We start from the raw sequence: 19,211 nt of genomic DNA on the forward strand, positions 1-19,211 counted from the left end.
GTTTTGTCCCTTGTCAGACCGCCATTCCGGCGGTTTTTTTATGTCTGAAATTCGCCTATGAAAGAGAAAATCATTACGTGGTTCGCCTACTTCTGGGCGGGTTTCACCGGCTTCTTTTCGAGCCTGTCATTCAACGAAGTGGGCGTGCTGGTTTCCATTGTTGCCACGCTCATCACCATGTTTGTGAACTGGTACTACAAACGCCGCACCTTGCAGGTATTGGAAAACCACCCGGATACAAGGAAAGCCTATGAACAAATGGAAGACTAGCGGCGGCTGTGCGGTCGCCGTGGTACTGGGGCTGGTGTTCACCACAAATACTGAACTGAAAACCAGTGAAAATGGGTTAAAGCACATTGCTGATTACGAAGGCTGCATGGCCGAAGCCTATCAATGCAGTGCTGATAAATGGACTGTAGGGTTGGGCCACACGCAAAACGTGAAAGAAGGCGATGTAGCCAGTTATCGCGACATGGCCGACTGGTTTATCGACGATGTTCAGTTGGCAGAGCGGGTGGTTGATCGGCTACTCAGTGCGGATGTTAGCCAGACGCAATACGATATGAGCGTGAGCTTTGTGTTCAACCTTGGCGCGGGTAACTTTGCCCGTTCCACCTTCCTGAAAAAACTCAACGCTGATGATGAAACGGCCTGCGATGAACTGACCCGCTGGGTGTTTGTGAACGGGAAAGATTGCAGGGTGGCTGCCAACAACTGTGCGGGTATTGTAAAGCGCCGCCAGTCTGAACGGGAGATTTGCCTTAATGGTTACTCGATTCAAAACCTACGGACTAGCAGCACTGGCATTACTGCTGGCCGTCGTATTTATTGATAACTGCCTGACCACCCGTGAGCTGAAAGCCGCACTGGCAGAAAAAGCCAGTGTCGCGCAGCAGTTGACGCAAGTTGTATCGATCAATAAGTCGATGGAACAAACCGTGGCGTATTTGGAAGCCGTTGCAGCGCGTGAACGATTGGCTGCTGAACAGGCAGCGCAGCAGCGAAAGCAGTGGGAAACCAAAGCCACACAGGCCAGACAGCAGATAGACAAGGATATCTCAGATGCGAAGTGTGCTGATTTACCTATTCCTGGCGCTGACCGCTGGATGTACTACCACCAAAACACAGGTAGTGACGCAGTACAAAACCCAACTGATTAAACCGCCTGCCGCTTACTTACTTTCCTGCACTCAGCCATACCATTCACCGCCGCAAACATGGGGCGATGCCGCAAGGCGCGATCCGGTCTGGCTGATGTATTTCGATTTATGTGCATCTCGCATTGAGAATCTGCGTCGGTGTTATAACTACCCCGAGCAGTGCGGAACCTTGCCCGAGGGGATCAATGAACAATGAAAAACGCCTCTGGAATTTATCGGAGCTGGAAGCCTTCGGGCTGAACCGAGCAACGATTCGCAAACGATTTAAAGCCGTCGGGCTTGAGCCGATGGCAACCGGTCCTAAAAATGCGCCACTTTACGATGTGATTCAGGCGGCCATGCATTTAAGCCAACGCCCGGTAAAGCAAAGTGATGCACCGGACTTGATGGGATTTAAAACGGCGGCTGAGTTGCGTGCGTTTGTACAGGCTGAGCGGGAAAAGCTCAGCTTGGGAAAAGATGCTGAGGACTTGGTCACCCGTGAGGCTCATGAGATTGAGATTGCATTGTGTATTGCTGGGGTAAAAAGCTTCAAAGAGAAGGTGATTACCCGTATTGAATCGGCGATTCCGACAGCAACACCGCAGCAGCTTGAAGACTTAGAGCGGTTATTTAACTTTGACCTGAAGGCGGTGGCTGATGAGCTTGAAACAGTTTGACCCGCGATTGGGTGTGAAATTTGCCGATGCTGCTGAGATTCGCCGCAGCCTGGCGTACTTGTGCCGTCCCTCTGACAAAACACCTGTTGAAGCCGCAGATGATGAGTTGTGGATCTCTGACGGTACGGATGTGACCAAGTTTTTATCTACTCAGGTTCCCTATATGCGGGAGCCGCTGAATTGTTTATCTCGCCGGATTTATGAAGCGGTGATCGTGGGCGGCCCGGCCCGGAGCGGTAAAACGAAAGCCATGGTGGAAGGTTGGATCAACTATGCCGTAACTCAAGCCCCGGGCGATATGCTGCTGATTTACAGCACCAAAACCAAAGCTGAAGAAATGTCGAAGGTCGATTTAGACCGTTGTTTCAGTGCTACACCCGGTATTGTGAAACTCAGAACCGGGCGAAAATCCGACGATAACCTGACGTTCAAACACTTTAAGAACGGCATGAACCTTAAGCTGGATTCAGCGACGGAAACGTCTTTATCTGCCAGTACCTATCGTTACGCCGGGTGTTCAGACTACGACCGTTCAGATGAGTCGGTTGGGCAGGAAGGTAGTAAGTTTCAGCTGATGCTCAAGCGGATTCAAAACGCAAAATCTTCCGGCATGGCAATGGCTGAGAGTTCTCCCGGCCGGATTGTCCGGCACCCTAAACCCGTTGAGCAGTTAGGGCCGCACGAGGTGCAGCCCTGTGGTGGTATTGCTCAACTTTATAACACGGGTGACAGGCGGCGCTTTTACTGGCAATGCGATGACTGCGGTTTTTACTTCATGCCGCACTTTGAAACCCTTCATTGGGATGATGACTATCAAGACCCACAGGATAAGGCGAAGAGTGCGCATTGTCGCTGTCCGCGCTGTACGCACCGGATTGATGAAGTTCAAAAGCAGGATAAAAGCCTTGCTGGTAAGTGGTTTCGGGAAGGAGCGATTGACCAGTACGGTGAAGAAGTCACTGATGAAGATAAGATCCGCCAGTCGAAATGGGCTTCTTTCTGGTTTGAAGGGGTGGTTGCCACCTATCAAAGCTGGGAGAACCTTGTTTACCGTTACCTGACGGCGCAGGAGCTTCATGACTCCAGTGGTGATGAAGAAACACTGAAATCCTTTTTCAACATCGATGTCGGGCGGCCTTACATTCTGCAATCTCGCGGGCAGGATATCGGCGCCCACGAACTCCAGCAGCGTGCCATGGCGCATCCTTATGACAGGGGTGTGATTCCTTTGGGTGGTCGCTTCCTTATCATGACTGTGGATGTACAGGGCGGTAAATCGAACCCGCGCTTTGTGGTACAGGCGCAGGTGTTCGGTGAAGGGTTACAGCGTTGGTTGATTGACCGCTTTGAAATTCTCACCACGCCGCACCGTAATGGCGACCGGATTAACCCGGCCGTGTATGCGGAAGACTGGGATTTACTGATCGATCAGGTGATGCAGAAAACCTATCCGCTGGCAGATGGTTCTGGCCGGGTGATGAAACCGCTGATCACCTTGTGCGACTCCGGCGGTTCCGGTGATACCCGGGACAACAAATCGACCAGCGTCACCGAGCTGAGTTATCAGTTTTACAACCGCCTGAAGGGCAAAGGCTTGGCGCATTTGTTCCGGCTGCTCAAAGGGGCCAGCCGCGAACAGGATAACCTGGTGAAAGAAAGTTATCCCGACAAACGAAGCAAACACGCCCATGGTGAAATTCCGTTGTTAATCCTGCATACCAACCGTTTGAAAAACCGTGTGTCTGCCAGCTATGAGCGGGCAGAGTTTGGCTCGCGCTATTTCTGGCTGCCGAGCTGGGCGGAGCGGGATTGGTTTGATGAACTCACCGCCGAGTTTGTCGACGAGAAAGGCAACTGGCAAAAACCAGAGCGAGCACGAAATGAAAGCTTCGACCTGTGTGCGTACGCTGAGGCGGCGATGCATTACAAGGGCGGGGATGAAATTAACTGGCAGAGCCCGCCAGCGTGGGCAGCTGACTGGCAGTTTAACTCTAACGTGGTGGATGCGGATCAGCAGCCTGTGTTTGAACGACAGGTGCAGCCGCGCCGCAGGCATTCAAGAGGTATTTTCGGATGACAACGAATCGTGAGCGCCTGCAATGGTACTTGGACGCTGAGCGGAAAATTTTGAATCAGCAGGCAGTAGAAACTGCCGAAGGCGAGAAACTGACCCTCGCCAGCCTGGCAACGGTGCGCCGGGAAATAGAGCGCTTGCAAGGCTTGATAGCTCGGGAGCAGCAGGGCGGTCGCAGAAGCATGATCAGGAGGAACTACCTTGAGTAATGCCAACCTGATTGATCGCGTGTTCGGGTTCTTCAGCCCGAAAGCCGGCCTGCAACGCACCCATGACCGCATTCTCTATAACAAGTATCAAGCCGCACTTCCCCGAAACCCCAACACACGAAAACCGAACCGGAAATCTTCCGGTACTGCAAACCAGCTCAATCGCGATACCAAAGCTCTGATGCAACGGGCGCGGCACTTTGATGAAAACAACCCGTTTGTCACCGCGATTTTAGATGAGCTGTGCGCCAACGTGGTGGGGCCGAACGGCATCATGATTGAACCGCAACCGCTCACCAAAGACGGCGAAGTGCATGTTGAGTTTGCGCAGGCAATCAGCAAATGGTTGGAGCTGTATTCCCTGAAACAGAACATCGACAGCGAGCATTCCCGGGCAGAAACCGAGTGGCTGGCCTGTCGTACCTGGCTGCGGGACGGGGAAGTCTTCGGGCGCTATTACATGGGTGTTCACCCGGACATTCATTACCCGACACGCACGCCGTTTGCGGTACAGCCGTTTGAACCTGATTTCATTCCGCATCATATCACCGAGGAAGAGCGGGGGTTGATGGAGGGCATTCAACGGAATGCACTGGGCCAGCCGCTGAAATATCTGATTCAGAAAAACGCACTGGGCTTTGAGTTTGTTGAGGTGGATGCCACTTACATGGCTCACCTGAAATTTAGCCGGCGGCTGAATCAGAACCGGGGTGTTTCTTTGCTGCATTCGGTGATGGACCTGATTGCTGACCTGGAAGACTACGACCAAAGCGAACGCATCAGCGCGCAGATCGCCAGCCGCTTCAGTTACTTCGTGAAGAAGGACGGGACCGGATTTGGGGAAGGGGATGGGTTCAAAGGTGCTGGCGACCCGGTTGATATGACGCTGGGTTACGGCAACTCGTTTGAACTCAGCCCGGGTGAAGACGCAGGCATTATTGAGTCGAACCGCCGTGAGGCGATGAGCAATCCGTTCCGTGAGTCTCAAATGCGCATGGCCAGCGCCGGGGCCGGGGTGAATAACTCCAGCGTGACCCGGCATTACACCGGCAGTTACTCCGCTGCACGGCAGGAGCTGATTGATTCTTTCACTCGTTACCGGGTGCTTCAGCGCAAGTTCGTCACCAGCTGGACACGTCCACAATATCGTCTGGCGTTGCCTATGGCAGTGCTGGCAGGCGAGCTGAAGCTGCCGAAAGACGTTGACCGAGAAAGCATTTTGAATGCGATTTATCAGGCTCCGGTGATGCCCTGGATTGATCCGGCGAAAGAAATGACCGGCATTGAAAAGGGTACCCGCCTTGGGCTGCACTCGCTCAGTCATTCGCAGCGTGAGCGCAATATCAACCCGCTGGCAACCCGCCGTGAAATACAGGCCGAGCGAAATGCAATGAATGATATGGGCATCGTGAGCACGGCAGACCCGGCCCATAACCTGGTTAAAAACATTCAGCACGAACAGAGAGGCGAAAATGCCAAAGAGTAATAAATCATGGTTCACCCTGAAAAATCAGGGTGAGGGCCAGCCTGTGAGGGTGTGGATTCACGGCGATATTGGTGCGTATGACATTGAAGCGATTGACCTGATCCGCGCATTGCAGGCAGTTGGCACGCAAGATGCCGAGTTTCGAATACAAAGTTACGGCGGCTCTGTGTATGAAGGGTTGGCGATGTACAACGCCATTAAAGCCCACAAAGGTAAAACCATCGGGATTGTAGATGGCATTGCGGCATCCGCTGCCAGCTATTTTTTGATGGCGTGCGATGAAATCCATATGCCGGAAAACGCCACGCTGATGATTCATGACCCGATGATTGGGGCGTGGGGTGGTGAGCAGGATTTAGAAAGTGCGTTAACGCAACTGAAAAATGCCAAGCAGACGTTGGCCGAAGCCTACACAGAGCGCAGCGGACAATCACTGGAAGATGTGCTGGCCGCAATGGCGGCTGAAACCTGGTTTACCGCAGAGCAGGCGCTGGAATTTGGACTGATTGATCAGGTGATTGACCCGGTGAATCTGACGAACTGCCTGAAAGCATTGAGCCCTGACGCTTTGAAAGGCTTCAAGAATGCCCCGGCTAATTTAGTGAACCACTTGAAGCCGGTACCGGACCCTAATCATGAACCCGAGCCGGAACCCACGCCGGAGCCAGAGCCGGACAGTTCCGAACCTTTACCGCTGGCCGCGAGCGCGGCTGTAACTATTCCCTCGCAACAGGTAAACAACATGCCAAAACCAATTGATCCAGCGTCACTGCAGGCGGCAGTGAAACAAGAAAACGCACGTCAGCAGGCGATTCGTGTGCTGTGTGCTCAGCATAAGGTCAGTGATGAACTGCGTGATGAAATGCTCAATGACATGGAATGTACGGAAGCCCATGCGGCACAAAAGATTCTGGTCAGTTTGGGGAACAGCTCAGCCAATGGCACAGAGCCGCCAGCGCCTTTGAATATCACATCTGCGGTGCATGCCGGAAACGGCAACATCACGAAAGATGCATTGCAAAATGCGCTACTAGCTCGCTGCTCGGTAGCCGAGCTGGAAAAAGATAACCCATACAGCCTGAAGTCGTTGCTGGATATGGCGGAAATCTCGCTGGGGAAAGACGCCAAAGCCTGCAGTTCTAAGAATGAACTGGTGGCCCGGGCATTCAACAGTCAGGACTTCTCCGGAATTATTACGGAAGGGGTGCGCACCGTGATGCGTGAAGAAGCTAAACTGCGCCAGCCGCTGTTCCGGGAGCTGGCAAACACCGAGAACCTGCCGAATTTTAAAGAAACCGACATGGTGACGGTGAACGATGCACCGGATCTGATGGCAGTCTCTGAAGACGGTGAATACAAAACAGCCATGCTAACCGGCTCAGGTGAGAAAATTCAGCTAGCGACCTTTGGCCGTGAAATCTCATTCACCCGTCAGGCAATCATTAACGATGACATCGCGCTGGTGTCCAAAGTGCCGCGTAAGTTTGTGCAGGCGGCCTACCGATTGGCGGACAAGTTGTATTTCAATGCGATTCTTGCAAGTGCCAAGATGGGCGACGGGAAAGACGTTTTCCTTGCGCCGCAGAATAAGGGCTGGGGCAACCTGTTCAAAGACATTGCCGCGGGTGACTATGCAGCGTTGGTGATGGCGCTGCATAAGTCATTTGCGACTGCGGTGAGCAGTGGCGGTGATGCGCTGGATCTGCGCGGTGAGATTCTGCTGGCGAACCCGGATCATGCCAGCTATCTCGAAGCGGTGCTGAACACTGCCAGCAAGCCGGATTCTTTCAATCCTGCCTATAAGAAATTCGACAAGGTGGTTGAAACTGCACGGCTGGCCGACATCAACGGCGCGATTGCCCTGACCGGGAAAGACTTTGATAACGTGCTGATGGGCTTCCTTGATGGTCAGCAGGAACCTTGGCTGGAAACCCATGAAGGCTGGTCGTCTGACGGTGCGAAATTCCGAATCACATACGACCTGGCTGCCAAAGTGGCAGACCGTCGCGGGCTGGCAAAAGCAACATTCAAAGCTGCGGCTTAAGTGCCCTGAATTTTCCCTCAAAGAGCGCCGAATTGGCGCTTTTCTTTTTTAGGAAAGCTGACATGCATATTTCTGAAGGTAAGAAAATCGACATTGTTGCCCCGGCTGGCGGTGCGACCAAAGATACCCCGTTGCTTTATGGCAATTTGGTTGTGGTCCCGAACCTGAGTGGCTCGGCAGGTACTGTGGTGTCTGCGCGATACACAGGGCATTTTGATGGCCCGATTAAAGCGGGTGATACACCTGCGTTTTTGGGAGAGTTTGCCTATTTCGATGAAGGTGAATTCACTAAGAAGCAGCCGCAAGGCGCTGGAAAGGTCACTGCGCCTGTGGGTGTGTTTAATGACGGCGGAGTGTTGCTGACGGGTGAATTAGTGGCACCTGAAGCGGCGGCCTGATGGCTGCCTTTGATGATGCCCGTGCGTTGTTGCGGGCTTCTGTACTGGATTGTTTTAGCAATGCGATGCTGGCAACCGCGCCGGATGGCACGCCGTCACCTTTTCGCGGGTATGTTCGCCGTCAGGAAACTGAAAGTCGTACCGTGTATTCACTGATGACGGATGATGACCTGCCGGAACTCTCTACGCTGGAATACAAAGGAAAGCCGTATCAGCTGGTGTTTCAGGGCCCGGCACAAGGCCGGGGAAATGATGAGAGTCAGTTGATCCGGCAGTACACCATGAACCTGATACAAACAGGGGTGAAGCGTGGTTGGTCTGAATACACAGATGGTGGTTGATACCGAGTTTCTGGAAAAGTTTAAGCACTTACCGGATGAGCTGAATAAAGCCGTTCGCCGGGCAATCCGGTCCGTGAATAACTGGTTCAAGGCTGTGACGATGGCTGAGCTGGGATTTGAACTCAACATTGAAGCCAAATCATTCCGTACCCGTTTTCGGGTTTATCAAAGCGGGCGCACCTCCAAGCTCTGGGTGGGTGTGAGGAAGATTGGTGTTCATCGTTTGGGTAAGCCGGTGCAGACAAAATCCGGCGTGCAGGTGGGTGAGCATTTTTTCGATGGTGCGTTTATCAACCCGATGGATAGCGATCAGCTTTTGGTGTTCCGCCGAACGATGAAAGGGCGCAAGTCTATCCAACTGGTCACTATGGATATATCCGATCAGGCAGAAGAGATTATTGACTCTTACCTGCCGGAGCTAAACCGCAAGTTTGAGGAGCATTTTCACCGTGAATTCAGATACGTTCTTTCGGGTGCCCAGTGAGTGGGTGACTTTGGTGATCAGCACACTGCAGCAATCCCTTTCAATTACGATTTCCTCCGCCTACCGCAGAGCGCCTGTTGAACTGAGTGAAACAACGATCAGCTATCAGGTGGGCGAAAGTGAACCGGTGAACCATACGGGGAACGATGGCCGCAAGCTTCATGAGATTGAATTGCGGTTTTTGGTGGAGGTACCGACCTCGACGGATTTCGATTTAGAAGCGCTGGATGTGTCGACCCGGCTGGAGCGCGAATTGCTCAATCAGCGCTTTGGTTGTTTCGACGATACGGAAGAGACCCGGCTGGTGTCGAATGTGCCTCGTAAGTTTGACCCCACGTTGGGCGTGTTCATGCGGGTGGTGACGCTCAAGCAACGCATTTACATGGGCCCAGTCGATAACGTTGTGCAGGAATTTGGCGGGAGTGACTTTGATGCTGCAATTGCTCAATCGCCTGCTTTCACTGGAACGTGAGCTACTGAGCTTAAAGCAGGAAGTGGAAGAAAACAGACGGGCAGCGGCGAATATGATCCGGCTGGGCTACGTGAATGCGGCGAGCGAAAACGCAGTGAACGTGGCAACGGGGGATAACCTGGCAACAGGCATCCCTTTTTTTGTGTTTGCGTCTGGCCGGGTGTCGCAGTACCGCAGGCCAAGCCTGGGTGAACAATGCCTACTGCTGAATTTGGGCAGTGGGGACAACCTGAATAATGCGGTGGCCCTGATGGGGTTGCCGTCCAGCCAATACCCGTGCCCGACCACCGCAGCCCATGAAGTGATGACGGATTACGGCAACGGAATGACAGAGCTGTACGACCTGGATTCGGGGCAGCTGACAGTGAATTACCCGGGTGGCCTGATCATCAATGCAGATGTGACCCATACCGGGAATCTGGAACACACGGGCAGTGTGAACCGTACCGGTGACACCATTTTAACCGGAAACACCGTCAGCACGGGCAACTTTAACCACATGGGCGGCTTTGCCGTTGCGGGCGGTCCCGGCGGCGGTGCAGCAACGATTTCAGGCGGCATGGAAATCACAGGCGGTGATGTGTCTGTTGAGGGCTTGAGCTTGACGCAACACCACCATGACGATGCTGAAGGCCGGCCAACCAGTAAGGCGAAGCCTTGATAGGAGTAGCATGATAGGAATTGACCCTAAAACAGGGCGAACTGTAACGGGTTTGCAGGCGCTGGCCTGTCGGTTTGAACGCATTCTGACAACGCAGGTGAGCAGCCGGATAAAGCGCCGCGGCGTGGGTAACCGGGCCATTGCTTACTTAGGGAAATTACAGGACCCAACCACGGCCATGATAGTGCAGAACCTGACACTGGAAGCACTGGCCAGCCCGGTGAATGGACTGCAAAGCTTTAAAGCTTCTCAGTGCAGGGCAGTGCCGACGGGGAAAGGGTTTCGGGTGGAAGTGACGGGGAGCTGGCAGGGCCAGCCATTCACGTTAAAAGGTGGTTTATGAATATCCCAAATGCGTTTCAGGTACCAGATTTTGAAACGCTGCTCGCTGGTTACAAACAGCACGCCATTGATTACCTGACGCAGAAAGATCCGGATAAAGCCGCCGAGGTGGCAGAAGCCTTTGCCAATGAATCGGAGCTGCTGGCGCAGATCACCCAGGCGTTTGTGCTCAAACGCATTGCAGAGATTCGGGAACAGAATTACTGGGCACTGCAGATGTTCCGCAAGTTCGTCACTGAAAGTGACATGGTGGATTTGCTGGCGCTGCAGTACAACCTGAAACGGCAGGTACTAGAGCCGGAAGATACCAGTGTGTTTCCGCCCAAACCTGCTGTGATGGAAAGCAACGATGATTTGCTCAGGCGGTTTGATTTGGCGCCGTATCAGTTTCACACCACAGGCACACGCATGGGCTACAAGTTCCATGCCCTGACGCTGGATGAGCGGCCAATCATCAAGATTGAATCTGAATCGGATGCCGTGGTGATGCGGTATGAGTTTCAAAATCTCACCAGACCCATGCCAGTTAAAGATGCCTGGCCGAAAATGCTGGAGCCTCATTCTGGCAAGGTGTGTGTTGCGGTGTTGAGCCGAGAAACTGCTGACGGTAAAGCAGGGCAGCCGCTGTTAAATCGGGTGGCGGCCTATCTAAAGCGTGATGATATTGCGCAAGAATCCGATGAGATTTCCACGAAATCTGCAACCCCTAAACCGTATCGCATTGTCGCCACGCTTTATACCGGCTCAGAGCCGGGAAGACCTGTGTCATTGTCTGATGCGCATCAAGTGGCGATGAATTTTGCAGAGAAGAAGCACCGATTAAATACCGTGGTCGACCGCGAAGAGATTGCCCATATTTTCTATGAGCTTGGTGCACGTCGGGCAAAGGTGCATGAACCTGCAACTGATGTGATCTGCGCTTGGGATGAGGCCCCGTATTGCACCGAGGTGATAATTGATGTCCGAGCCGAATAGTTTCACCTCAGTGCAGCCGGAAAACCGCACGGATGTAGAAGAGGCACTGGAGTATGCCTGGCATCGCGTTATTCAGTCGCAGTCTTCTCCATACCCTGATTTGAAACAGCCAAATCTCACCCGTGAAGAGTTTGTTTCTCTGCTTGCAGCTGAGCGTGGTGTGATGGATTGGCAGCCGATAGACACACTTGCTCAGCAAAGAAAGACGGCAGAGAAAGCGTTTGATATTCATCGAAAAGCGGGTACGCGGGAAGGCTTGGCTGTTGCAATGGATGCTTTGGATTGCGACATAGAGATCACCCCTTGGTACCGGATGGAACAGCCGCCGGGACCATACCATTTAGAACTGACTGCCTGGAAACGCAATGCGCCGGTGACGAAGGCAATTGCTGAGCGCATGTTAACGCGTATTGAGCGGACAAAGTCTGAACGGGATACCGTTGGTTTAATTTTAGGTTTTGGTGTTGCATCTGGCTTTGGTTTTAGCGGTGTGATGCAAAAGGGTATGACGACACAGGATGTGAGTTATTCCGGGGAAATTTCATCTTCACCTGTCGCTGAAGCCAACCTGTCCATCACAGCCGTACCGTACCATTGGACTGTCAATGATGATGCTTTTTCTACGCAGTTAGCAGCCACACCTGGCTGTCATGCAACCGTTTATTCTGCTGGCGCGATGCGCTTTTTTGTTCTTACTGAGATTGATTTTGGAGTATCAAGATGAATTCCCCCATTGTGCAATACACCAATGCCGGGTTAGCGGAGCTGATTAGCGCGAGAAACCAAGGGATTAAAGGGGCCATTAAGTGGATTGCCGCCGGTGATAAAAGTTATCAGCCAAGCGCGGAGCAAACCCGCCTTCAGAATGAAAAGCAACGTGAGCTGATTTCTGATTGGGAAGAGCTCAGCCAGACACAGCTGCGTATGGCGGCCGTCTTTAAAGGCAATCTGGAATATGAAGTGCGTGAGGTGGGGTTCTTTCTGGAATCGGGCACGTTGCTGGCGGTGTATTCGGCGCCAGCTACTTTGCTGACGTACAAATCGGCCAACGCAAGCTGGATTCAAAAATTCACCCTGGATATATCCCCGCTACCAACGCAAAGCATCACGGTCGTTGTTGGAACAGAAAACATCAACCTTATGATGGTGGAAGAACTGGCAACCAGTACCGCAGCATTCATTCAGTCCCAAACAACCCAGATACATATCGCTCATGAACAGCTGCGTATCAGTGAGCGGTTGCGACAACTTGGAGTGTAATCAATGAGTATTGAACAACAGTTAACGGATATTCAAAAAGCGGCGGCTGAGCAAACGGCGGCAAGTCAGGCATTGGCGCAAACAGTCACCGCTAAAATGGGCCAGATTGATCAACGTGTCGAGCAATCACGGCAGAAGTTTGAAAAGTGGATGGCTGATACGGAAGCTGTCGATATTCAGGGGGAGGGACGTTATTTTGTCGAGCTGACTGTGAATGGTGACAAAGATACGTTTTATCCTGTGTATTTTCAGTTGCCGATGGGCGATGAGACGACCATTCAGATCTATCGTCATTATGATTGGAATAACAATACGAGCAATGATCCGGGTGATTTTGATACAACGCACGTTGCTTCTGCACTGGTGATTTTAAAAGGGCAAACCTATCCGTGGAACGGTGATGCCAATTATCTGCGTACCGTTGTCAATTATCAGCGTTACCGAGAGTGTGTGAGCGGCATCAGTCACAAAGGCTATGTTGAAAGCTATAAGTATGATCCTGAGGGTGTCGACAGCCCATATAATGGTCCGGGAATTGGGTTCAGGAACTACCGATATTCAAGTTTTCATCTACGAGGTGGAAAACTGAAATATCGCATTTACTCAAACAAACCAATCACATACATGCTGAAAGATGATGGTGAGTTGGCTGATGCACAGAACAATTATTTGAATTACAAGTGGTTGGCAAGAACAATGCACGTCAACAATTTGCAGAACCACCCAGAGAATGATCACGGAACCGTTTATATTGGTTATCCAATCCCAGCGAAGGGGGCGACAGCATGATTAAATCTATCCTTGTCAAAGGTGAAAAGCTGATTAATGTGCCGGCTCATAAAGGAATTCTTGTTGATTTAGGCTTAACGCCTGAAGAAGCCCAGGCGGTCATTGATGCCAGCGTGTTGGAAACCGAGCTGGAAAAAATCCGTGTACATCGCGCACCTCTGCTCGTCGAAGCGGATTATCTGGTCAACATTGCATTAGATAACAATCTGGATATTGCGCCCTTTCGTGATTATCGCCAGAAACTGCGTGATTTGACGGATATTTACCAAAAATATGAAGATGTCATCTGGCCTGAAAAGCCTTCAGTAGACGTTGCACCCCCGCCAGCCGCGTAAGCGGTTTTTTTATATCTGAATGTTGGCAGAGAGACTCAACATGAAAGCAAGTATTGACCCAATCACCATTGTTGTGATCAGCATTTTCCTGGGGTGGGGCTGGACTGAGCTGACTCATGAGCCTGTGTGTGAACAAACCATTGTCAGGCAGGGCAGCGAGTACACCATTCCCATTCACTGCGACACCATTCCGCAATAAACCCTGGCCCGCTCGCTGGCGGGTTTTTCTTTATTAACCAACAGGAAAAGCACATGGCAACCCCGAAACCACAGGGGCGGCAGGATTACACGATCCTGCAGAAGTTCCGATTGAATGGCCGCTGGTACGACACCAGCGAAAAAACCATTGCACTGTTGCCTGCACAGGCGTCTTTTTTGCTGCTGAACGGCAAAATTGGCAAGCCTGCGCAGGTACCAGTTAAGCAGGGAGATAAATAATGCTGGCACCAATTCAAGATTTTGAACTCAATGGCGCGGAGGTGAACACCATTGAGCCATTGCCCAGTATGGGGCCGTTGGCACTTCAGGTGGTTCACTTAACCGGCACCGCGCCCAATAAGGCCGGGCACCTGGCATTCAACGAACCCACACGGCTTTGGAATTATGCTGATGCGATGCTGGCACTGGATTCAACCGGCTCTCGGCAAGGTTCACTGCCGAATGTCGTGCGGTATTTGATGGAATACGTGCGCTGTATTCTCTACGTCACCATTGTGCCAGAAGGGGCGACTGCAGCAGAAAATGAAGCCAATGTGATTGGCGGTGTGGAAGCGGCAACAGGGGCAATCACCGGTCTGGAAACCGTGAAGGGATGCCCGGAAACACCAACCGTGATTGCTGCCCCCGGCTTTCACAGCAAAGCTGTGGGCCAGAAATTGGCATTGCTGGGGCGGGATGTGCGCTGCCGCCCGGTGCTGGATGGGCCAAATACCAACGATATGGCCGCGGCAGAATTTGCAGGGGAATTCGGTGCTGAAGGTACGGGGGAAGACAAGCTGTGCATTATCGACCCATGGTTTATGAAAACCTACGACGGGGCGCAGGTGCTGATGCCTGCTTCGATTGCACTGGTGGCGGCTATGGCCTCAGTTGAAGGGTATGAGAGCCCGCAAAACCGTGGCGTGCTTTGTGATGAAACGGCGCGAAACGTCTCCTACAAAATCAACGATAAAACCACCCAAGCTAATTTCCTGAACAAGCATGGGGTTGTCACCATTGCCCGTCCCCGAATGGGTGGCTATTCAATTATCGGGAACCGGACCAACACGGGCCGCTATATTGCGCATGTGGGCTTAGAAGATTTGCTGGCACGCAAGCTGGAAGAAACCAGTCAGCCGTTGATGGGCAAGTTGCTGACAGAAGAATTCATGCAGCAGGTGATCGATCGGCTGACGAACTGGGGCCAGAGCCTGGTTGCTGAAAAAATCGTTCCGGTATTCAAAGCGTTTCTGCACCCGAGCAAAAACAACCTGGAGAACTACAACGCCGGGCGCTGGTTCTTGTGCGTGAACTATGGCCGTTACTCACCCAATGAGCACATGGTGTATGAGCTGAGTGTGGATAACGGATTGATTGAAGCCTGGCTCGAAGAGGTGGTGAATGGCTGATCGTATTCGACTGCGGATTGCGGCACAGGTTGAGTCTGTGCCTTTGGTGAATGAGATTGTGGAATTCACCCCGCCGGAAATCAAAACCAAGCTGGCCAGCAATGAAGGGGCGTTCGTGGCCTCGGAAGATGCTGTCGGCATCGAAAAACTGAGTTGGTCGCTGAAGGTGCGCGGTGAGCACGGAAAGATTGCTGCAGCACTGGGCCGTTATCTGATGGGCAATGCGCAAATTAACGTGGTTGAGAAAGGCAAAAGCACTGAGAACATTCCCTACACGGAAGAGTTTTCTCTGTATGGCCCGATCACCGGTATCAAGAAAGACGCGCTCAAGATGGGGGAAAAGCCCACGGTCACCATTGAAGGTACCTGCAAGGCGTTTACTCAGCGTGATACGGGCGCGGTGATCCACGATATCAACGTCGATACGGGCAAAACCATCATTGGCGGTGTCGATTTGATGGGTGAAGCCGGGATTCAAGGTTAACCCTTTTCGTAATCAAACAAGCGCCTTCGGGCGCTTTTTTTGTATAGGCAGATGATGAAAAAGACCAGCACTCTTCCGTTCTTCAAACGCAATGAAAACCCCACACTGGAGCTGAAAACCCTGTCCGTTGAGGCATTTCGCGCACTGCCTTTCATGGGTGTGGACGGTACCCTTTCAGCCAAGCAGCACTTTGCCCAGCGCAAAGCGGCAATCATGGGCTGTACCGATCTGACTGCTGAAGAATTCGAGACGCTTACCGCGCCGGATTTCAATCAACTCTACAGCGATATTTCTGCTTTCATCCTGAAGCCGTCTGATGAACTGCGTGATCAGCCTCTTACGGGTAAAGACTTTGAATTCACCTTGCTGTTCCCGTTTGAGAATGAACTCGGTGAAACCATTGAGCACATCCGATTTAAGGTGCCCAAGGTGGCACACTCTGAAGCGCTGGCGGAAATCACTGATCAGCATGAACGAGAAGATTTTATGTTCCGCGTGGTGTGCGGTCTGGAGAAAGCCGATTTCAACCGAATGGCGATTAACGATTACTTGGCAATCAAGCCGCAGGTCGGCGCTTTTTTTCAACAGTCGGGGGACTTCTTTCGCCCGACGACGTTGAAAGCCTCATTGATCTGATCCCGATGCACCGCAACACCACAGAAAGCGAGCTGCGCCAGTGGCCGCAGGATGTAGCGATGCGTCGGTACGAAATCATACTTGCGAAGCTCGGAGTGAAGCGATGAGCGAAAAGATCAGCTTTGTCCTTGATGCCACGGTCAAAGGCACAAAGGATATCGTCACTACCACAACGGCCACAGAACGCCTGACCCAATCGTTAGAAGCGCAACGTGGTGAACTGAAGTCACTCAACCAACAATTGAGAGAGGTGAAGGGGTTTGAATCGGCCATTGCGCGGGCCAAAAAGCTCAATGAGCAGATCGATAAGTCCCGCGAAAAGCATCACCAACTGGGAAAGGCGCTGGCGGAGCAAAAAGCCCAGTCGGCCAGCCTGCGGGATGAGTACCGCGCCGCACAGCAGGAAGTGAAAAAGCTCTCGTCTGCAATGAAAAAAGCCGGGGATGAGGGCGCAGGCGAGCTGAAGCTCAAGCTGGATCAGGCGCAGGGGAAAGTCTCTGCACTCAGCCAGTCCATGCTGGAAGGCAAGCAGAAAACTAACGAGTTAAATGCAGCCTATAAGAAGTCCGGCACTTCGTTAAAGACGCTGACCGAGAAGCAAGACCAGCACCGCATTAAAACCAACGGACTCGCAGCAGAGCTGAAAAGGGCGGGTATCAACACCAAGCACTTTGCTGATGAGCAAAAGCGGCTGGATTCTCTGGCTGAAAAAGCCAACGCCACCCTTGCTAAACAAAACAGCCGGCTGAAAGAAATGCAGTCCATTCAAAGCCGGATTGATCACCGCAATGCCAAGCTGGGCGAGATTGGCGGGCAGGCCACAAGCCTGGCGGTTGCCGCTGCGCCTGTCGCGGCAACCATGTGGTCAGCGATGAAAAACGAAAGCTCATTTGCCGACGTGAAGAAAGTCGTGGATATGTCGCCCGAGCAGGCGGCGGACCTGCGTTCGTGGTCGCTGAAAACCTCAACCAATACACCCATGAATGCCAACGATATTAACGCCATGCTGGCAGCCGGTGGGCAAAGCGGCATCAAAGATATCGGTGAGCTGCAACGCTTCGTGCTGGATTCCGCCAAAATGGGTGTGGCTTTCGATATGGAAGCCGGTGAAGCCGGGCAGACACTGGCAACGTTTAAGGCGGCATTGGGTTTAGATCAGCAAGGAGCGTTAGGGCTGGCTGGCCTTTCCAACCACCTTTCCAATAACTCTAACGCTAAAGCAAAAGACATTGCCGCCGTCATGGCCCGGGAAGGCGCTTCAGCGAAAGCATCTGGCTTTAGTGTGAATGAATCCGCCGCACTGGCGGCTGCCATGCTCTCTACGGGGATGAGCGAAGAACGATCCGCAACGGCCTTGAAAAACATCTCCGGCCGCCTGACGCTGGGGGATGCGGCAAGCGGTACCCAGAAAAGTGCGCTGGCGGCAATTGGCTTTGATTCACGCTCGCTGGCTTCGTCCATGCAGTTGGATGCGTCCGGCACATTGCTGGAAGTGCTGGAGGCCATCAAAAACGCCCCTTTAGATGAACAAAGTGCCCTCATTAGTCAGATATTCGGAGAAGAAGCTAAAGGGGCAGTTGCTGCACTGGCTGGGAACACCAAGAACTTCACCGATGCCCTGAAGCTAGCAAATGAAGGGCAGGACGTTCATATCAAGTCACTTCAGAAAGAGTACGACGCCCGGATCAACACCAGCGAAAACGGCGTGAACCAGTTCATCAACAAGGTGAACCGCCTCAGCGTGGTGATTGGAACAGCCTTGCTTCCGGCCTTGAACTGGGTGCTGGAGCCGCTGGGTTGGATGGTTGATGGCATTGCCGACTTTGCCGAGGCCAATCAAGGGCTAACGGCTGTTGTGGGTATTGGTGCCGCCGCCTTTATTGGGCTGAAAGGTGCCTTGCTGGCGGGTAAAGCCGCATCGCTCATTTTTGGCAATACGCTGGATAAGGGGCGCTTGTTCCGGAAAGGCTTGAACCGGGAAACCGAAGAAGGGGGCAGGATTGCTGCGCGGGCTGCCCGGCAGTGGAGCCGGTTGAATGCGGCCGTTGCTTCTGGTCGTGGTCCTTCAGGTGGCGGGGGCGGATTGGGTGAAAGAGCTCGCTCGCGAACCCGCACAACACGTGCCCGGGGCGGCCGTGGGCTAGGAGGTTTACTCCGCCGTGGGCTTGGTGCGATTAACCCGAAAGGAGCGGCGCTGTCGCTCGGTGGTGGCGCGGTTGCCATGATGCCGATGACTGCACTGGCGGAAAGTGCGCTGGAGATTGGCGGCGACGTAGCTGAATCCGCCGGAAAAACGGGCCTGTCATCTGTTCTCAAGCCGCTGGGCTTTGCCATGAGCGCCGTGGATGTTGCTCAAGGGCTGGCCAGTGGAAACATGGAGCAGACGGGGGCTGCTGTTGGTGATTTGGGCGGATCACTGGGCGGGGCCAGTCTTGGTGCGGCTATTGGTACCGCCATTCTGCCCGGCGTGGGTACAGTGCTGGGTGGCATTGCCGGTTCCATCATTGGTGGCATGGGTGGCGAGATGATCGGCGGTTGGTTTGGAAAAAAGCTGGACTCACCGGATCAGATTGCCGAGAAGGTGAAAGCCGTCGAGCAAAAAGAAGCACTCGCCCGTCAGCAACCGCCAGTGCATTTTGCCCCAGTCATTCAGATCAGCGCCTCTCAGGGACAAGACCCCAAGGATATCGCCCGGGAAGCCATTCAGCAGATGAACGAGCAATATGCCTCGCTTATGGGTGGTAACACCATTTCAACGCAACTGGGCTATGCAGCCATTGATCAGGGGTAGAGGG

Annotated in this window: 26 protein-coding genes; all 26 read left to right on the forward strand. The window is 52.9% G+C overall.

Annotation, left to right across the window (positions count from 1 at the left end; genetic code table 11):
* Positions 1 to 57: 57 nt before the first annotated feature.
* The 26 genes from P0Y67_RS00900 to P0Y67_RS01020 all read left to right on the forward strand — a co-directional run bounded on the left by P0Y67_RS00900 (position 58) and on the right by P0Y67_RS01020 (position 19,207).
* On the forward strand, positions 58 to 270 hold the full coding sequence (locus tag P0Y67_RS00900; RefSeq protein WP_342390337.1) for a phage holin: 213 nt from the start codon (positions 58 to 60) through the stop codon (positions 268 to 270).
* Complete coding sequence (locus P0Y67_RS00905; RefSeq protein WP_342390338.1) at positions 251 to 832, forward strand: lysozyme; 582 nt, start codon at positions 251 to 253, stop codon at positions 830 to 832. Before P0Y67_RS00900 ends, P0Y67_RS00905 begins: the two co-directional genes overlap by 20 nt.
* Positions 765 to 1,160 (forward strand): hypothetical protein, encoded by a 396-nt coding sequence (locus tag P0Y67_RS00910; RefSeq protein WP_342390339.1) that lies wholly within the window; start codon positions 765 to 767, stop codon positions 1,158 to 1,160. Before P0Y67_RS00905 ends, P0Y67_RS00910 begins: the two co-directional genes overlap by 68 nt.
* On the forward strand, positions 1,063 to 1,356 hold the full coding sequence (gene lysC / locus P0Y67_RS22985) for an Rz1-like lysis system protein LysC (RefSeq protein WP_446728784.1): 294 nt from the start codon (positions 1,063 to 1,065) through the stop codon (positions 1,354 to 1,356). The genes P0Y67_RS00910 and lysC overlap by 98 nt, the downstream gene beginning before the upstream one ends.
* Positions 1,346 to 1,819 carry a DUF1441 family protein gene (locus P0Y67_RS00915; RefSeq protein WP_234204240.1) on the forward strand — a complete coding sequence of 158 codons (474 nt, stop codon included), beginning with the start codon at positions 1,346 to 1,348 and terminating at the stop codon, positions 1,817 to 1,819. Before lysC ends, P0Y67_RS00915 begins: the two co-directional genes overlap by 11 nt.
* Positions 1,800 to 3,896, forward strand: coding sequence for a terminase gpA endonuclease subunit (locus P0Y67_RS00920; RefSeq protein WP_342390340.1), 2,097 nt, complete (start codon positions 1,800 to 1,802; stop codon positions 3,894 to 3,896). Before P0Y67_RS00915 ends, P0Y67_RS00920 begins: the two co-directional genes overlap by 20 nt.
* Positions 3,893 to 4,102, forward strand: a complete 210-nt coding sequence (locus P0Y67_RS00925) for a hypothetical protein (RefSeq protein ID WP_342390341.1) — start codon at positions 3,893 to 3,895, stop codon at positions 4,100 to 4,102. The genes P0Y67_RS00920 and P0Y67_RS00925 overlap by 4 nt, the downstream gene beginning before the upstream one ends.
* Positions 4,095 to 5,588: a phage portal protein gene (locus tag P0Y67_RS00930; RefSeq protein ID WP_342390342.1), complete on the forward strand. Its 1,494-nt coding sequence runs from the start codon at positions 4,095 to 4,097 to the stop codon at positions 5,586 to 5,588. The genes P0Y67_RS00925 and P0Y67_RS00930 overlap by 8 nt, the downstream gene beginning before the upstream one ends.
* Positions 5,575 to 7,632: a ClpP-like prohead protease/major capsid protein fusion protein gene (locus P0Y67_RS00935; protein ID WP_342390343.1), complete on the forward strand. Its 2,058-nt coding sequence runs from the start codon at positions 5,575 to 5,577 to the stop codon at positions 7,630 to 7,632. Before P0Y67_RS00930 ends, P0Y67_RS00935 begins: the two co-directional genes overlap by 14 nt.
* 62 nt (positions 7,633 to 7,694) lie before the next feature.
* Positions 7,695 to 8,030, forward strand: a complete 336-nt coding sequence (locus tag P0Y67_RS00940) for a capsid cement protein (RefSeq protein ID WP_342390344.1) — start codon at positions 7,695 to 7,697, stop codon at positions 8,028 to 8,030.
* Positions 8,030 to 8,371, forward strand: coding sequence for a hypothetical protein (locus P0Y67_RS00945; RefSeq protein ID WP_342390345.1), 342 nt, complete (start codon positions 8,030 to 8,032; stop codon positions 8,369 to 8,371). The genes P0Y67_RS00940 and P0Y67_RS00945 overlap by 1 nt, the downstream gene beginning before the upstream one ends.
* A complete protein-coding gene (locus P0Y67_RS00950; protein ID WP_342390346.1) occupies positions 8,340 to 8,855 on the forward strand; it encodes a phage tail protein in 516 nt (171 codons plus the stop codon). The genes P0Y67_RS00945 and P0Y67_RS00950 overlap by 32 nt, the downstream gene beginning before the upstream one ends.
* A complete protein-coding gene (locus P0Y67_RS00955) occupies positions 8,821 to 9,327 on the forward strand; it encodes a hypothetical protein (RefSeq protein WP_342390347.1) in 507 nt (168 codons plus the stop codon). The genes P0Y67_RS00950 and P0Y67_RS00955 overlap by 35 nt, the downstream gene beginning before the upstream one ends.
* On the forward strand, positions 9,287 to 9,988 hold the full coding sequence (locus P0Y67_RS00960; protein WP_342390348.1) for a phage baseplate assembly protein V: 702 nt from the start codon (positions 9,287 to 9,289) through the stop codon (positions 9,986 to 9,988). The genes P0Y67_RS00955 and P0Y67_RS00960 overlap by 41 nt, the downstream gene beginning before the upstream one ends.
* A gap of 10 nt (positions 9,989 to 9,998) precedes the next feature.
* The gene (locus P0Y67_RS00965) at positions 9,999 to 10,331 is read left to right on the forward strand and encodes a phage baseplate protein (protein ID WP_342390349.1); all 333 of its coding nucleotides are present in this window, start codon (positions 9,999 to 10,001) and stop codon (positions 10,329 to 10,331) included.
* On the forward strand, positions 10,328 to 11,305 hold the full coding sequence (locus P0Y67_RS00970; protein ID WP_342390350.1) for a baseplate J/gp47 family protein: 978 nt from the start codon (positions 10,328 to 10,330) through the stop codon (positions 11,303 to 11,305). The genes P0Y67_RS00965 and P0Y67_RS00970 overlap by 4 nt, the downstream gene beginning before the upstream one ends.
* Complete coding sequence (locus P0Y67_RS00975; RefSeq protein WP_342390351.1) at positions 11,289 to 12,029, forward strand: phage tail protein I; 741 nt, start codon at positions 11,289 to 11,291, stop codon at positions 12,027 to 12,029. Before P0Y67_RS00970 ends, P0Y67_RS00975 begins: the two co-directional genes overlap by 17 nt.
* Positions 12,026 to 12,565 (forward strand): phage tail-collar fiber domain-containing protein, encoded by a 540-nt coding sequence (locus P0Y67_RS00980; RefSeq protein WP_342390352.1) that lies wholly within the window; start codon positions 12,026 to 12,028, stop codon positions 12,563 to 12,565. Before P0Y67_RS00975 ends, P0Y67_RS00980 begins: the two co-directional genes overlap by 4 nt.
* Positions 12,566 to 12,568: 3 nt before the next feature.
* Positions 12,569 to 13,354, forward strand: coding sequence for a hypothetical protein (locus tag P0Y67_RS00985; RefSeq protein ID WP_342390353.1), 786 nt, complete (start codon positions 12,569 to 12,571; stop codon positions 13,352 to 13,354).
* On the forward strand, positions 13,351 to 13,689 hold the full coding sequence (locus P0Y67_RS00990) for a phage tail assembly chaperone (protein ID WP_342390354.1): 339 nt from the start codon (positions 13,351 to 13,353) through the stop codon (positions 13,687 to 13,689). The genes P0Y67_RS00985 and P0Y67_RS00990 overlap by 4 nt, the downstream gene beginning before the upstream one ends.
* 40 nt (positions 13,690 to 13,729) lie before the next feature.
* A complete protein-coding gene (locus P0Y67_RS00995) occupies positions 13,730 to 13,888 on the forward strand; it encodes a hypothetical protein (RefSeq protein ID WP_342390355.1) in 159 nt (52 codons plus the stop codon).
* A gap of 53 nt (positions 13,889 to 13,941) precedes the next feature.
* Entirely contained in the window at positions 13,942 to 14,127 is a 186-nt protein-coding gene (locus tag P0Y67_RS01000) for a hypothetical protein (RefSeq protein ID WP_342390356.1), read from the forward strand.
* Positions 14,127 to 15,296, forward strand: coding sequence for a phage tail protein (locus tag P0Y67_RS01005; RefSeq protein WP_342390357.1), 1,170 nt, complete (start codon positions 14,127 to 14,129; stop codon positions 15,294 to 15,296). The genes P0Y67_RS01000 and P0Y67_RS01005 overlap by 1 nt, the downstream gene beginning before the upstream one ends.
* Positions 15,289 to 15,780 carry a phage major tail tube protein gene (locus P0Y67_RS01010; protein WP_342390358.1) on the forward strand — a complete coding sequence of 164 codons (492 nt, stop codon included), beginning with the start codon at positions 15,289 to 15,291 and terminating at the stop codon, positions 15,778 to 15,780. Before P0Y67_RS01005 ends, P0Y67_RS01010 begins: the two co-directional genes overlap by 8 nt.
* A 54-nt stretch (positions 15,781 to 15,834) precedes the next feature.
* The gene (locus tag P0Y67_RS01015; protein ID WP_342390359.1) at positions 15,835 to 16,416 is read left to right on the forward strand and encodes a phage tail assembly protein; all 582 of its coding nucleotides are present in this window, start codon (positions 15,835 to 15,837) and stop codon (positions 16,414 to 16,416) included.
* Positions 16,417 to 16,519: 103 nt separating this feature from the next.
* Positions 16,520 to 19,207, forward strand: a complete 2,688-nt coding sequence (locus P0Y67_RS01020; RefSeq protein ID WP_342390360.1) for a phage tail tape measure protein — start codon at positions 16,520 to 16,522, stop codon at positions 19,205 to 19,207.
* The last annotated feature ends 4 nt before the right edge of the window (positions 19,208 to 19,211 follow it).

Source organism: Photobacterium sp. SP02 (assembly GCF_038519165.1).
Taxonomy (GTDB): domain Bacteria; phylum Pseudomonadota; class Gammaproteobacteria; order Enterobacterales; family Vibrionaceae; genus Photobacterium; species Photobacterium halotolerans.

Coding starts and splice junctions, on each gene's coding strand:
- P0Y67_RS00900 (WP_342390337.1), top strand. CDS start 58: ATGAAAGAGAAAATCATTACGTGGTTCGCCTACTTCTGGGCGGGTTTC.
- P0Y67_RS00905 (WP_342390338.1), top strand. CDS start 251: ATGAACAAATGGAAGACTAGCGGCGGCTGTGCGGTCGCCGTGGTACTG.
- P0Y67_RS00910 (WP_342390339.1), top strand. CDS start 765: ATGGTTACTCGATTCAAAACCTACGGACTAGCAGCACTGGCATTACTG.
- lysC (WP_446728784.1), top strand. CDS start 1,063: ATGCGAAGTGTGCTGATTTACCTATTCCTGGCGCTGACCGCTGGATGT.
- P0Y67_RS00915 (WP_234204240.1), top strand. CDS start 1,346: ATGAACAATGAAAAACGCCTCTGGAATTTATCGGAGCTGGAAGCCTTC.
- P0Y67_RS00920 (WP_342390340.1), top strand. CDS start 1,800: ATGAGCTTGAAACAGTTTGACCCGCGATTGGGTGTGAAATTTGCCGAT.
- P0Y67_RS00925 (WP_342390341.1), top strand. CDS start 3,893: ATGACAACGAATCGTGAGCGCCTGCAATGGTACTTGGACGCTGAGCGG.
- P0Y67_RS00935 (WP_342390343.1), top strand. CDS start 5,575: ATGCCAAAGAGTAATAAATCATGGTTCACCCTGAAAAATCAGGGTGAG.
- P0Y67_RS00940 (WP_342390344.1), top strand. CDS start 7,695: ATGCATATTTCTGAAGGTAAGAAAATCGACATTGTTGCCCCGGCTGGC.
- P0Y67_RS00945 (WP_342390345.1), top strand. CDS start 8,030: ATGGCTGCCTTTGATGATGCCCGTGCGTTGTTGCGGGCTTCTGTACTG.
- P0Y67_RS00960 (WP_342390348.1), top strand. CDS start 9,287: ATGCTGCAATTGCTCAATCGCCTGCTTTCACTGGAACGTGAGCTACTG.
- P0Y67_RS00965 (WP_342390349.1), top strand. CDS start 9,999: ATGATAGGAATTGACCCTAAAACAGGGCGAACTGTAACGGGTTTGCAG.
- P0Y67_RS00970 (WP_342390350.1), top strand. CDS start 10,328: ATGAATATCCCAAATGCGTTTCAGGTACCAGATTTTGAAACGCTGCTC.
- P0Y67_RS00975 (WP_342390351.1), top strand. CDS start 11,289: ATGTCCGAGCCGAATAGTTTCACCTCAGTGCAGCCGGAAAACCGCACG.
- P0Y67_RS00980 (WP_342390352.1), top strand. CDS start 12,026: ATGAATTCCCCCATTGTGCAATACACCAATGCCGGGTTAGCGGAGCTG.
- P0Y67_RS00985 (WP_342390353.1), top strand. CDS start 12,569: ATGAGTATTGAACAACAGTTAACGGATATTCAAAAAGCGGCGGCTGAG.
- P0Y67_RS00990 (WP_342390354.1), top strand. CDS start 13,351: ATGATTAAATCTATCCTTGTCAAAGGTGAAAAGCTGATTAATGTGCCG.
- P0Y67_RS00995 (WP_342390355.1), top strand. CDS start 13,730: ATGAAAGCAAGTATTGACCCAATCACCATTGTTGTGATCAGCATTTTC.
- P0Y67_RS01000 (WP_342390356.1), top strand. CDS start 13,942: ATGGCAACCCCGAAACCACAGGGGCGGCAGGATTACACGATCCTGCAG.
- P0Y67_RS01005 (WP_342390357.1), top strand. CDS start 14,127: ATGCTGGCACCAATTCAAGATTTTGAACTCAATGGCGCGGAGGTGAAC.
- P0Y67_RS01010 (WP_342390358.1), top strand. CDS start 15,289: ATGGCTGATCGTATTCGACTGCGGATTGCGGCACAGGTTGAGTCTGTG.
- P0Y67_RS01015 (WP_342390359.1), top strand. CDS start 15,835: ATGAAAAAGACCAGCACTCTTCCGTTCTTCAAACGCAATGAAAACCCC.
- P0Y67_RS01020 (WP_342390360.1), top strand. CDS start 16,520: ATGAGCGAAAAGATCAGCTTTGTCCTTGATGCCACGGTCAAAGGCACA.